Origin of the sequence: Clostridium sp. 1001270J_160509_D11 (assembly GCF_015667935.1) — a bacterium.
In the GTDB taxonomy this organism is placed as follows: domain Bacteria; phylum Bacillota; class Clostridia; order Peptostreptococcales; family Peptostreptococcaceae; genus Intestinibacter.
Window position 1 is genome coordinate 1 of sequence record NZ_JADPET010000075.1, and the last position, 13,859, is coordinate 13,859.

Here is a 13,859-nt window from a genome sequence, read left to right on the forward strand (position 1 = left end):
TTATTGATTTAATAGGAAAAAGTAAAACAAATACATTAATAGAAAAGGGATTTTTGAATGAATCACTAAATTTATCATCAATTATAATAATACTTCATAAAAAACAATATTTCTATTAGTTTTATCTATGAATTCTTAAATAAAGTCTATTAGTTATTTTAAATAAATACTGTTAGAATAATCTTAAATAAAAAATTAACAATCAAAAAAATAATAATCACACATACAATAAAATTTAATGGAGGTTTTAAAATGGCACACAAATATAAAAATATCTTTTCACCTTTAACAGTAAAAAATATGACTTTAAAAAACCGCATCGTAATGATGCCAATGGGTACAAACTACGGTGAACAAAATGGAGAGATGAGTTTTTTACACATTAATTATTATGAACAAAGAGCAAAAGGCGGTACTGGACTTATAATAGTAGAAAATGCTAGTGTATTTTCTCCACAAGGTTCAAACGGCACTTCTCAACTTCGCATAGATCACGATAGTTATCTACCAAGATTATATAAACTTTGCGAAAGAGTTCACAAATATGGAACAAAAATAGCTATACAAATAAATCATGCAGGAGCTTCTGCAATGTCTTCAAGAACAGGAATGCAACCAGTTTCTGCTTCAAATATACCATCAAAAGCAGGCGGAGAAATTCCTAGACCACTTGAAAAAGAAGAAATATATGAAATAGCTAAAAAATACGGTGAAGCAGCTAAAAGAGCACAAACTGCTGGTTTTGATGCAGTTGAAATACATGCTGGTCACTCTTACTTAATAAGTCAATTCTTATCACCATTATATAACGATAGAACTGATGAATTTGGTGGTTCTATAGAAAACAGAACTCGTTTTGCAAGACTTGTAATAGATGAAGTTAGAAAAAATGTTGGGCCTAACTTCCCAATATTATTACGTTTAAGTGCAGATGAATTTATGGAAGGTGGTAATACAATAGACGACTGCCTAAAATACTTAGAATACTTAAATGATGAAGTAGATATATACGACGTATCTGCTGCTCTTAACGGCTCAATACAATATCAAATAGATGCTAACTATTTAAAAGATGGTTGGAGAGCTTATTTATCAAAAGCAGTTAAAGATAAATTTAATAAACCATGTATAACAATGGGTAATATAAGAAATCCTCAAGTTGCTGAAGATATACTTGAAAGAGGAGATGCCGATTTAATAGGTATGGGACGTGGACTTATAGCTGATCCTGAATGGGTAAACAAAGTTGAACTTGGAAAAGAAGATGAACTTAGAAAATGTATATCTTGTAATATAGGATGTGCTGGAAATAGAATAGGAATAAATAGACCTATAAGATGTACTGTAAACCCTTCTGTAAATGAAGATGAGGTTTATAAAAAAGTAAAAGTAAATAAAAATTGTAATGTAGTAGTTATAGGTGGTGGTACTGCAGGACTTGAAGCTGCCTGTACAGCTGCAGAAGTTGGATGTGCTACATTCTTAATCGAGAAAAAAGATGTTTTAGGCGGTCTAGCTACTGAAATTTCAAAAATACCAGATAAAAGAAGATTATATGACTTCCCTAAATATTTAATAAATAGAGCAGAAAAATTAGATAATTTATATGTTTTTAAAAATACTGAAGCTAATGTAGAATTTATCAAAAACTTAAAACCTAATTTAATAATAAACGCAACTGGTTCTTCTCCATTATTACCTCCAATCAAAGGGCTTCATGAAGTAATGGCTAAAGAAGATTCAAAAGTCTTCTCTATATTAGATATGATAAATAATATAGAAAATTATCCACAAGATTTAACTGGCAAAAAAGTTGTTATAATCGGTGGTGGTGCTGTTGGACTTGATGTAGCAGAATTCTTTGCACCAAGAAATGCCGACTGCTCTATAGTTGAAATGGCTCCTGTTATAGGAAATGGAATAGATCCAGTATCAAAAGTTGGTACTTTTGATTTATTAAACAAACATAATGTAAAACAACTTACTAATACAAAATTATTAGAAGTAAAAGATAATTCATTCTTAGTTGAATATGCAGATGGCTCATTAGATGAGTTAGAATTTGATTATGGATTTATATGCTTAGGAATGAAATCAAATAACCCTGTATTAAAAGCTCTAGAAGAAGAATATTCTGATACAAATATAGAAATTATTTCTATAGGAGACAGTATAAGAGCTAGACGTATTATAGAAGGTGTTGAAGAAGGAAGAAATATTATAAATACACTTACTAAACACGATTATCTTGATATTTATGTATAAGATATAATATAAAATTATTTTCAAAATAAAAACTAGGCTGTTTTAATAATTATATTTATAAAACAGCCTAGTTTTTTAATAAGTTTTCGATATGTAAATTTACTTTAAAAACTACTTATAAAAATCTTTTGTTTTTTACTTTATAAAATACTTATAAAGTTTTTTGTTGTTCTAAGAATGTCTCTAGTATATTTTTTGTATCTTCTAATGTAGGTTTTATACCTGTCCATATATTAAATGAATGCACGCCTTGGTTTATAAGCATTTGTATCCCATAAGCGATCTTTAAATCATATCTAAGACCCCATTTAATAAGTGCTGTTTCATGTGGTTTATAAACAGCATCTGCTACTATAAGATGCTTAGGCGGGATTAAAGATATATCAATTGGAGATTCATCTGTACCCATCCCAATAGGAGTAGTATTTATAAGTATATCAATATTATCTATATCTTCTTGTGTTATATTTTTAGATGTCGCAATAGCCTCAGTTTCAAAATGTTCATTTATTGTATCAGCTATCGATTGTGCCTTTTCTATACTTCTATTTACAATCTCAATCGATTTAGCATTTTCAATTGCAAGCTGTATTGCAATACTTCTACAGGCGCCTCCTGCACCTATTATTAGTACTTTCTTTCCTTCAATGCTCTCTTGACTAGCATCTTTTATAGATTTAGTAAGACCTGTTCCGTCTGTGTTATATCCATATAATTTCCCATCTACGTTTTTAATAGTATTTACAGCTCCAAATAATTTAGCCTTTTCGTCTATAAAATCTAAATACTTCATAACTTCTATTTTGTGAGGAATAGTTACATTCGTTCCCATTATACCAAGATGTCTTATTCCTTCTATACCTTCTTTTAAATATTCAGGATCAATATCATAACTTACATAAACTGCATCAATATTGTATTTTTCGAATAAATAATTATGTATCTTTGGCGAAAAACTTTGGCTAATTGGATGTCCAATTACACTGTATACTTTTGTTTTCGAACTTATGCTCTTCATTTTGATTATCCTCCTATAAACTCTTTTTTAGTTCATGTTTATTTACTTAAATTCTAGCTAATAAAAAAAAATTGTCAATCTTAATTAGTATCTTTTTAATAATATAAAAAAATTTGCTTCACTCATGGCGCATCCACAAATAAGATAATATATAATTTCTTTAGAATTAAAAAATACTAATTATAAGTAATATTTATTTTTTACACATAAAAATAAGTCCTATAACTTATTAAGCTATAAGACCTATTTTTTATGCTACTTCACGAGCTCTTTCTATTTTATCATTTTGTATATTTACATATATTGCAAGTAATACACCTAATAAAGTAACTGCTATATTAAGCAGTACAACGTTTATTGGTCCATTAGTTGCACCACCAACTTTTGTTAAGTAAGATGCAAAACTTATTATAGTATAGTTTGCAACACTTGATGCTATCATAACTATTGAAGTTATTTTACCTTTATCTTTAGGGAACATTTCATTTGCTGTAGATACGCAAAGTTGAAGTACTCCACCTGCTGCTGCATAACCTAATACAAATCCACCTACTAAACATATAGAAGGTATTCTTATAAAGTAAATTGCTATAAGCATTGCTGCTGATATTGCTGGATATATTATAAGTATTCTTACTGCCTTTAGTCCTTTACTTATTAAAAATGATGAAACAAGTATTGCACAAACTGTTCCTAAAGCGTAGAATGATTGAATTTTACTTGGATCAGCAAGTCCATATAGTTTACCTAATTCTTGATTACAATTTAACCATATCATAAAAGTTGAAGAAGAAGTAAATCCTATACATATTAATGCTATACTTGCTGGAGTAAATTTCATTTTTTCTTTTTTAACTTCTTTTTCAGATTCAGAGTCGTCTTGAGCATTTTCTAATTTAGGGAATGGTAAAAATGCTATTAATACACCATCTATTGCAATTGCTACTGCTGCTATTATAAATATTGTTTTAAATGAGAATGCATTTGTAGCTACAAATCCTATACCAAATGGTAGAGCAAATTGTGCTATAGACATTGAGAACTTAGTAAATAAGTTTGCAACTGAACCATTCTCTGGGAATATTTCCATGCATGATGGTGTTACACAAGTATCTAAAAATGAATTAGCAATACCACCTACTATTGCAAACATATAACCTACCATCATATTTGGAGCAAATACTATTCCACCTAAATATAATGCATAACATATAACCCCTATTAAACCACTTATTCTTCTTCCGAATTTATCAGATATAGGCCCTGAGAAAGGAAGAGAGATTAAACGTCCAAGACCAAGTGCAGCTATTACTGATACAACTATACTTACATCAAACGTACCATCTTCTAATACTTTTGCTCCCCACATTGATGCAAAATCTTGTTTATATTGTCCTAATATAGAAGCTCCTATACCATGTATAAAATATGTAAAGTATAGAGCTATTGCAGTAGGATAAAACTTTTTATAATTAACTTGTTCCATTATAGTTTCCCCCTATTTTAAATTTTATTTTATATAAAAAAAACATATTATTTATCATTTCAACTTTGTTAATTCATTAACTTAATTATTTATAAAGATTTAGTGTCGATAGAAAAATCATACTATCAACACTTTATCTTATCTTTTATTTAAATTTTATAAATCAGAATAGTATTTAGCTTTTACTTCTTCTACTGGCATCTCTTGTCCCATAAATAATTTAAATGCTTCAACACCTTGATATAATAACATACCTTTTCCGCCTACAACTTTGCAACCAGCTTTTTCAGCGTCTAATATCATCTTAGTTTTAATTGGATTGTATACTACATCTGTAACTACTAAGTCTTTTCTAAATACGCTAGTATCTTTTATATTTGTTTCATTATCATAAGGTTTCATACCTATTAAAGTTGCATTTGTAAGTATATCACTTGTTTTTATTTCTTCATATAATTTTTCAGTATCATCTATATCAAATAAATTTACTACACATTCTGGAACTTCTCTTTTTATAGCTTCGACAGTATTTTGTGCTTTTTCAAAGAATCCATCTTTTTTATTGAATATAGATATTTCTCTAGCTCCGTCTAAAGCAGCTTGTACTTGTATAGCAGTTGCAGCCCCTCCTGCACCCATTATAGTCATTTTTTTGCCTTTTATATCGACACCATTTTCTTTTAAGTTTCTTACATAACCTTTACCGTCTGTTATATCACCTATTAATTTTCCGTCTTTGTTTATTATTGTATTACAAGCACCGATTATACGAGAAGCTGGAGATAATTCGTCCATATATTTAGCAACTTCACCTTTACATGGCATTGTAACATTTCCGCCTTTCATATTGAAAGTTCTAAAAGCATTTACAGCATCTTCTGTTTTTTCTACAGGTATGTCAAATGCTAAATATCTATAATCTAAATCTAATATTTCAAAACTATAATTGTACATTGCAGGTGAGCCTGAATGTCCTACTGGTGACCCTATTAATCCTAATAAACCTGTTCTACCTGATATTTCCATTTCAATTCCTCCGATTCTTGATATCCCCCATATTGCTATGCCATCTTATCCCTAAAACGACTTTGGCATTGGTGTTTAGAGCCCCCACTCTAAACACCAACCAAGTTTGCAATTATTAAACTATATCAGAAATTTAATTATTTATTATATGCTTAAAGCTACATTTAATGCTTCTTCTGTTGCATTTAAAGCTCTTCTCGCTCTAACTGCATCCCCTATAACATAAGTTTCTTTTACTATATCTTTTAATGATTCACTTATTGGATCATAATTTCTAGATCCCATTGCAAGTACAACTGAATCAAATCCTCTTACTTCATGTACAGAACCATCTGCTAATTCGTATTTAACACCGTCAGTATAGAATTCTGCAACTTTTGCACCTGTTATACTTTCTACCTTGTGTTTATCGAATGCTTCCATGATGTATTTTCTATGTTCTTTAGCTACATCACCAGCTATTTTATCTTTAAATTCTATTATTGATACTTCGTGTTCTTGTTCAGCTAGGAATTCTGCAGTTTCTGCACCTACCATTCCTCCGCCTACTACTAAAACTTTTGTACCACAGGCTTTTTGCCCATCTAATAAATCTATAGCATTTATTACGCCAACATCATTTATACCTGGTATTGGTAGTACTAATGGAGTTGCACCTGTAGCAACTATACAAACGTCTGGATTCATTTCTTTTATAAATTCTTCAGTTGCTTCTGTATTTAATAATACTTTTACTCCATATTCATTACATCTTGCTATAAAGTTGCGAACTAAATTAGTTATATCGCCTTTTCCTGGTGGGTATGCAGCAAGTCTCATTTGACCACCTAATGTATATGATTTTTCAACTAATGTTACGTTGTGTCCTCTTAAAGCACTTACCCAAGCAGCCTGCATTCCGCCGACTCCACCACCTATAACTAATACATTTTTAGGTTCTTTAGTCATAGTTAATTCGCCTTCACGTCCTAATAATGGATTTGCTAAACAAGTTATTGGTTTACCTTGGAACATATTTGGAACACATCCTTGTAGACATGCTATACATGGTGTCATAAGCTCTAATTTGCCATCTCTAGCTTTGTTTGGTGTTTCTGGATCAGCTAAACTTTGACGTCCAAATGCCACTAAATCAGTTCTTCCTTGTTTAACCATTATGTCAGCATATTGTGGCTCAGTAAAACGACCTACAGTTATTACAGGAATATTTACTACTTCTTTTATACTTGATACTAAATCTGAAGAAAATCCTCCATGTATAGTAGTTGGTGCCCACATATATTCATCATTTAAGTGAGTTGCACGAGATACATGTAGAGCATCTATTTTACATACTTCTTCTAAATAAACTGCTACTGCTGTACTATCTTGTACACTAAGTCCGCCTAAAACATCATCTTGTGCATTTATTCTGGCTAATATAGCTATTTTGCCTTCTGTTTTCTTTCTTATATTTTCTATTATTAAACGAGGTAATCTCATTCTATTTTCAAAACATCCGCCAAATTCATCTACTCTTTTGTTAGTTCTAGGTGATATAAATGTACTTACTAAATATCCATGTGCACAGTGAAGTTCAACTGCATCTATTCCTGCTTTCATAGCACGTAAAGCTGCATCTCCATAAGCTTCAATTATATCGTATATTTCTTCAGTATTTAGTATTTGTGGCGTTGGATGACCATCTTTTGATGGTATTGGTGATGCCGCCACTATTGGATATCCTGCTATAGCTTGATTTACATCAGGACCTGCATGTTGAAGTTGTACAGAAACCTTTGCCCCTTCAGCATGACATGCATCTATTACATTTTTAAAGCTATCTATTACGCTATCATCAAATAGACAAGGTTTTCTAGGACCACCTTTTGATTTATAATAAACAACGCTAGATTCAATAGTTATAAGACCAAATCCACCTTTTGCTCTTGCAGCATAATAATTTTTAGATTTTTCGCTTAAAGTTCCATCTGTATTTGCAAAGTTGTTGCCCATTGGAGGGACAACAAATCTATTTGGTACATTCATAGGACCTATTTGTATAGGCTTAAATATATTTTCAAAATTCATAATATTACCTCTTCCCTATTTAAGTTAATTTTAATTTGTAAGATTTCAATTTTTAGTATTTTATATCTATTTAAAAATTCTCAATATATATTTAATAAATGATTATTATTTTTTAATATCTACATTTAAACTTTATATTATTAAGCTAAAACTTCTGGCCAAGCTTCTTTTAAAACTTTTACTGCATTGTCATATGTATATTTAGCTGCAAAATCTACACCTTTTTCTACATATTCATCACATATAACTTCAACACCTACTGCATTTGGTTTAACACCTTTTTGTTGTAACATTTTACAAAATCCTGCAGTATCTCCATATCCACACCCTGGAGCAACTCTATCATGCATTGACTCATCTCTTAAAACTTCTTTTGCATATGGTCTAGCTTGAACATCATTTATTTGAACTGATACTATTTTATCTGCTGGTATCATATCTATTACTTTTTCAAATGGTTGGTTTGCTCTTACCCAGTGCCATGTATCTAATATTATTTTTGCATTATCACAACCAGATGCTTCTACTACTTTCCATCCTTTTTCTAAGTCTGGTATACCACTGTATGGCATTGGTTCAACCCCTATTATTATGTCTTTTGCTCTTAAGCATAATTCTTTTAATTTTTGTGCTGTATGTTCTATTGAGTAGTTTTCCATTAGACCACAGTTTATTTGTTTTACACCAAATAATTCACACATTTTGAAGCAAATTTGTTCTTTCATTTGTTGTTCTAATGTTCTCTCATCATCAGCCCATAAAGTTATATACTCTACTTCTGTTACTTTCATATTGTGTTTTTTTAATATATTTAATATATCTTCATCGTGTAATCCTTCTTGTAATGCTGCTATATAATTTTCAGCTCTTAAACCTATTCCTTCATATCCAGCATTTTTAGCTGCGATTACTCTTTCTTCAAAAGTTACCTTTGTTCCTAAAGTATAAGAACTTACTGTTAATGGATGTTGTTTTGACATATTCTATTCCCCCTTATTGTACATTTGTTTAAAATTATTTTTTATTCTTTGTTAATTGTTTGTCGTTTTATTTTGCATTTTTTCTTTGATTTATCTTATGTTTAAATGTTATCACAGTATTTTTTATATGACTAATTGATAATAATCTATCAATTTATTGATTTTATATATAATTTTTAGTATATTAGTTTTATAAAATCTATACTTATGATAAATAATTGTTTGAAATCTTTTATTTATCTTTATTAAAGTGTTAAATAAAAAACACTCTTTAAATTTTAAATATAGATTAAAAAGGGGGAATAAGCTTGAATTTATATCATTTAAGATACTTTGTTACTTTAGCAAAGCTAGAACATTATACTAAAGCTGCAGAAGAGCTCTGTATTACTCAACCAAGTTTAAGTCATGCCATTTCACTACTTGAAAAAGAACTTGGTGTCACATTATTTCAAAAAGAAGGACGTAATATTGTCCTTACAAAATGCGGGAAAATTTTTTTAGAAAAGGTGAAAGAATCATTAAAAATTCTTGATGATAGTGTTCTTGAACTTAAATCTATAAGCAACGGGGAAGGCTATATAGATTTAGGATTTTTACGTACTTTAGGTACAAACTTTGTACCTAGGCTAAGTAAAAGCTATATTGAGAATAATCCAGATAAAAAAATTAATTTCAATTTTCATACTGAAACAACTACTGCTGATCTAATAAAATCATTAAAAGAGCAAAAATACGATATGATATTTTGTTCAAAATCAGAAAAAGAAAAAAATATAGAATTTATACCTGTTTCTGCTCAAAAATTAGTTCTTATAGTTCCGTCAAATCATGAATTAGCTAAATATGACTCAATCACTTTAGAGCAAACAGTTGAATATCCTCAAATTGTATTTAGTTCAAAGAGTGGACTTAGACAGATTATAGATAATTTATTTGATTCAATAGGTAAAAAACCTCAAATTACATATGAAATAGAAGAAGATCAGGTAATTGCAGGATTAGTTTCTAACAACTTTGGTATTGCAATAGTACCTTATATGCCTATTTTAAAATTTATGGATTTAAAGACTATTGAAATAAAATCACCGACATGGGAAAGAAACTTTTATCTAGCTGTATTAAAAGATAAAACGCTTACCCCGATTGCAGAGAATTTCAAATCATTCGTAATTGAAAATTATACATTAGATTAAAAAAAAGGATGACTAATCGAGTAGTCATCCTTTAAATTATAAAAAATAATAATCATTTCTTTAGAAATTCTAAAGTTAGTACACAAATAAATATACCTATTTATATAGTATAAATAAGTTTATATAATTTATCAATACAAATAATGTAGTTTTATAGATATATTAACTATCTATAGTATTTATCTATATATTTGGATATTTTTAAAAATATTTTCTATCATTGCGAGTTTAAGCTCATTAAATTTGTAAGTTTATTTAAATTAAATACTTTTCTATATATTTTATATATCTATAGAAATTATCTATAAAAACACCCTTTATTAATAATTTGTTTTATAGATAATTATAATGTAGAATTAAATCATAAAAATAAATGGTAAATATTAAGGAAATATAAATCCCATACAAAACGAAATATTTTTAAATCAAATTATTGTATTTAAAAATATTCCCCAATAAGCTTAGTACAAATCTACCCTAGATTTGTACTTTTTTTTAATTCTTTTTTAATATTTAGCTTCTAGTAATTTATCATACCTTACATATAGTTTTATAGACTTTTCTACTTCCATATTATTTTTTTCTAGATTTAAGATGAGGCATATTATGTTTGAACTTTCCTTTTTTATACGTATACTTTTTACATAGTCTCCTATCTCATATCCACCAGTTTCACTAGCATTATTTGATCGCAAAGTATTTATAAATAATTTCTTTGATGATTTTTTATAACTTATTTCTCTATTTTTTAAAGCTATATTGTTTTCATTTTCACTATTTTTGAAATTTAACTTTATTGATAAAACATCGTATTCTTTTCCTAGCTCTAAATTTTGTATTGTCTTTCTATCTATTGTCGTTATACTTATTATATTCATACTTTCTTCGATTAAAGGAGTGATTTGAGAAGTTATCTCTTCTGTCTGTTGGCTTAACTCAATTCTATCTTCAATATTTTTATTAGCTCTATTTATAACAGCCATAATACTTAATAGACATGTTATTATTATAGACATTATAAATACAGATATGATTATTTCTAATAAGACGTATCCACTTCTTTTTCTCATTTGTATATACCTTCTTTTATTAGTATACGTCCGCTCGTAGGTACTATTGTTATATCTGTATAATTGTCTTTTTTTATTATAGTTATAGTTGTTCCTCCTTTATAAAATCCACCTTTTGTATTAAAAAGTATTTTACTTGTAGGGCACGCAAGTTCAATTCCCTTAGGTAAAAATACTTTTTTAGATTGTCTACCTTCTTCCATTAATATATATCCTTCACAATTATTTTCTTCAATAAAAAGCATATACACTTTCTCATTTCCTATTTTATTAATCTGCCTTATATATCTAATATCTGTCGTCATCTGCTTTATAAACGAGTTTATTTTGTAATTTGATAAATCTAACTTAACAAATGATACTGTGCCTATTAAAGCTAATAACGTAATTCCTATTATAACTTCTATAAAAGTCACATTCCTTCTTTTTTCATATCTATACCTCCTTACTTTCATATATTATTACTAAATCGCTTGGTTGTATCTCTTCTACTTGTTTTATCTCATCTGTATTTCCTAAATTTTCGTTTTCTTCGCTTACTATATCTTTTTTATCTGTTTCTATTTCTATATTATTTTCACTATTTTCTTGAAGATAATTTTTAGCACTATCATTATTATCTTCTATATTTTTATCTTCTAAACTTGGATCATCTTGATTTATTGTATATAATTCTTGTGAGTTTTGTATTTCTTGTGAACTTTCGTTATTTTCTACTATTGTATCTTTTGGAAATGGATTTTTTATCTTTATATACGCAACAATAGTTTTAATAAATTTGTTATAAGATACGCTACTTTCAATTTTATAATAAATATAATTTTCGGAATTTGTATTTATCCTTGTTATATTGCATTTTTTATTATCTAGTGATGTATCTGATAAATCATTTATTTTATTTATAAATTCTGATGAATTATCAGATATAAAATGTGAGTTAAAACTTTCATAATCACCACTTTCGTCCAGTGCTATTTTTACTTCCTTTAAAATATTTGAATAAATTATTTCTATTTTACTTAAACACTGTTCCTTTAAGTATATTTCTTCATCATTATACTTTGTATATTTAATATTGCTCATGACAATAGATGTGCAGTTTATTGCAATTATATTAACAAGTAAAAATACAAATACTGTTACTACTAGAATTGAGCCTTTATTTTTTCGTGACATATGATTTAATATTTACACTCCTGTCTATTGATTTTACTTCTACTACAATTTCATAACAATTATAGTGACTGTTTTTTTTGATAAGTTTATTAATTTTAAAATTATCTACATTTAATGTTTGACTTCCTATATTAATTTCCTCATTGTACTTAATATCGTATTTTATCTCATTTAAATAATTTTGTGCTAAATTTAACATTTCTAAGTGTTCTTCATTTTGATTTAATAAATTAAAGCTGTTGTTCATAGAAAAACTTATCATATATGTAATTATTGATAAAATAACCAGACTAATAATACATTCTAATGTTGTAAAACCACTTCGTTTCAATCTATTCATTCCTTTTTATATGAATTATTTCCATATATTTGTTTTATATACAAAAATAAGAGAATAATTTTTCAATCATTCTCTTATCAAAAAATATTAATTTATAAATTATAAATTTTTTTAAATTCTTCCTCTATAAAATTATCACCGATAAATATATTCGATTTATTGTGATAATATTTTTTATCGTCTATACTTTCTAATTGAATACTTATATCGTTAAATTTATTTTTTATTTGTAAATCACCATTATATAAATTTAAGACTAATTTACAAAGTAAAATGCTCGTATCTATTATTTCTTTTTCCTGAGGATTGATATTTTTTATATTATCTTTACTGTCGTGATATATATGTATATTGATTTTTTGTCTATTCTTATTTATATCAAAATTTATCACTTCTTTCTTATCTGAACACTTATACATAATTGATAATAATCTAGTTATTACTTTACTTATATTGTGTGAATCTATAAAAGTAAATATTTCTTCTTCATTTGTATCGAATATTATATCTACACCTTTATATGTATTTAATCTTATTACTATATCTTCTAGTATTTCAACTATATTGTAATAATTTCTATTATCTTTATAAGACTCTAAGTTTAGTTTTTCAAGCGAAATCAAATTATCAATCAACGTCATCAGTATTTGTATATTCTTTAATTCTTTATTTAATAAGTTTACTTGTTCAATTTCTACAATATTGTTTTTTTCACAAAGAGATCTTGTGAGTTGATTTTTTAAGTATATTAGGTTGACTGGTGTTTTTAATTCATGCGATAAATTTATTAAAAATTCATTTTTTAATTTTTTACTGTATGTATCTTCCTCCATCTTTTTCTTAATAATTTCGTCTTTAACATTTTGTGTTACATCTCTAAAAACACCTATAGTTATATTTTTTTGATTTATATTCAATACCATATTTGCAAATTTTAAATATACATCCTCATCTAAACAATTTTTTATTTTCTTATTTTTAAATGTCATATTAAAAGACATATCACAATAAGTTAAGTCAGATGAATTTATTAAGTCGTACATATCTGATATTTTCAATTTATGTTGTTGTAATATTTTATCAAAACTCTTATTAGTATATTTTATTTTGTTAGTATTGTGGTCTAGTACAAATACAGCTTCTGATATTATATCGACAAATAATTCATATTTTTTCTTTGTTAAATTCATCTTATCCACTAGAGATTTTTGTTCTGTCATATTTTTCAAAAC

The 13,859-nt window shown here is 27.5% G+C and carries 12 protein-coding genes; 2 read left to right on the top strand and 10 right to left on the bottom strand.

The window, feature by feature from the left end; translation table 11 throughout:
• Positions 1-252 precede the first annotated feature (252 nt).
• Positions 253-2,265, top strand: a complete 2,013-nt coding sequence (locus tag I4U58_RS08360; protein ID WP_195930840.1) for an NAD(P)/FAD-dependent oxidoreductase — start codon at positions 253-255, stop codon at positions 2,263-2,265.
• Positions 2,266-2,416: 151 nt separating this feature from the next.
• On the opposite strand, the gene aroE (I4U58_RS08365) is transcribed toward I4U58_RS08360, so the two are convergent.
• From aroE (I4U58_RS08365) to I4U58_RS08385, 5 genes are all read right to left on the bottom strand, one after another.
• Entirely contained in the window at positions 2,417-3,283 is an 867-nt protein-coding gene (gene aroE / locus I4U58_RS08365; RefSeq protein WP_195930841.1) for a shikimate dehydrogenase, read from the bottom strand.
• Between the two features lie 250 nt (positions 3,284-3,533).
• Complete coding sequence (locus I4U58_RS08370; RefSeq protein WP_195930842.1) at positions 3,534-4,769, bottom strand: MFS transporter; 1,236 nt, start codon at positions 4,767-4,769, stop codon at positions 3,534-3,536.
• Between the two features lie 156 nt (positions 4,770-4,925).
• Complete coding sequence (gene aroE / locus I4U58_RS08375; RefSeq protein ID WP_195930851.1) at positions 4,926-5,801, bottom strand: shikimate dehydrogenase; 876 nt, start codon at positions 5,799-5,801, stop codon at positions 4,926-4,928.
• Positions 5,802-5,939: 138 nt separating this feature from the next.
• The gene (locus I4U58_RS08380) at positions 5,940-7,865 is read right to left on the bottom strand and encodes an FAD-dependent oxidoreductase (protein WP_195930843.1); all 1,926 of its coding nucleotides are present in this window, start codon (positions 7,863-7,865) and stop codon (positions 5,940-5,942) included.
• 140 nt (positions 7,866-8,005) lie between these two features.
• Positions 8,006-8,845: a sugar phosphate isomerase/epimerase family protein gene (locus I4U58_RS08385; RefSeq protein WP_195930844.1), complete on the bottom strand. Its 840-nt coding sequence runs from the start codon at positions 8,843-8,845 to the stop codon at positions 8,006-8,008.
• A 308-nt stretch (positions 8,846-9,153) separates the two neighbouring features.
• On the opposite strand from I4U58_RS08385, the gene I4U58_RS08390 reads away from it, so the two are divergent.
• Entirely contained in the window at positions 9,154-10,041 is an 888-nt protein-coding gene (locus I4U58_RS08390; RefSeq protein WP_195930845.1) for a LysR family transcriptional regulator, read from the top strand.
• Between the two features lie 506 nt (positions 10,042-10,547).
• Here I4U58_RS08390 and I4U58_RS08395 read toward each other — a convergent pair.
• From I4U58_RS08395 to I4U58_RS08415, 5 genes are all read right to left on the bottom strand, one after another.
• Positions 10,548-11,111 carry a hypothetical protein gene (locus I4U58_RS08395; RefSeq protein ID WP_195930846.1) on the bottom strand — a complete coding sequence of 188 codons (564 nt, stop codon included), beginning with the start codon at positions 11,109-11,111 and terminating at the stop codon, positions 10,548-10,550.
• Positions 11,108-11,527: a hypothetical protein gene (locus I4U58_RS08400; RefSeq protein WP_195930847.1), complete on the bottom strand. Its 420-nt coding sequence runs from the start codon at positions 11,525-11,527 to the stop codon at positions 11,108-11,110. Before I4U58_RS08400 ends, I4U58_RS08395 begins: the two co-directional genes overlap by 4 nt.
• A gap of 19 nt (positions 11,528-11,546) precedes the next feature.
• Positions 11,547-12,287 carry a hypothetical protein gene (locus I4U58_RS08405; RefSeq protein ID WP_195930848.1) on the bottom strand — a complete coding sequence of 247 codons (741 nt, stop codon included), beginning with the start codon at positions 12,285-12,287 and terminating at the stop codon, positions 11,547-11,549.
• The gene (locus tag I4U58_RS08410; protein WP_195930849.1) at positions 12,271-12,618 is read right to left on the bottom strand and encodes a hypothetical protein; all 348 of its coding nucleotides are present in this window, start codon (positions 12,616-12,618) and stop codon (positions 12,271-12,273) included. The genes I4U58_RS08405 and I4U58_RS08410 overlap by 17 nt, the downstream gene beginning before the upstream one ends.
• 101 nt (positions 12,619-12,719) lie before the next feature.
• The coding region (locus tag I4U58_RS08415; RefSeq protein ID WP_195930850.1) for a HAMP domain-containing histidine kinase at positions 12,720-13,859 on the bottom strand (1,140 nt) is incomplete at its 5' end.

Coding starts and splice junctions, on each gene's coding strand:
- I4U58_RS08360 (WP_195930840.1), top strand. CDS start 253: ATGGCACACAAATATAAAAATATCTTTTCACCTTTAACAGTAAAAAAT.
- aroE (WP_195930841.1), bottom strand. CDS start 3,283: ATGAAGAGCATAAGTTCGAAAACAAAAGTATACAGTGTAATTGGACAT.
- I4U58_RS08370 (WP_195930842.1), bottom strand. CDS start 4,769: ATGGAACAAGTTAATTATAAAAAGTTTTATCCTACTGCAATAGCTCTA.
- I4U58_RS08380 (WP_195930843.1), bottom strand. CDS start 7,865: ATGAATTTTGAAAATATATTTAAGCCTATACAAATAGGTCCTATGAAT.
- I4U58_RS08385 (WP_195930844.1), bottom strand. CDS start 8,845: ATGTCAAAACAACATCCATTAACAGTAAGTTCTTATACTTTAGGAACA.
- I4U58_RS08395 (WP_195930846.1), bottom strand. CDS start 11,111: ATGAGAAAAAGAAGTGGATACGTCTTATTAGAAATAATCATATCTGTA.
- I4U58_RS08405 (WP_195930848.1), bottom strand. CDS start 12,287: ATGTCACGAAAAAATAAAGGCTCAATTCTAGTAGTAACAGTATTTGTA.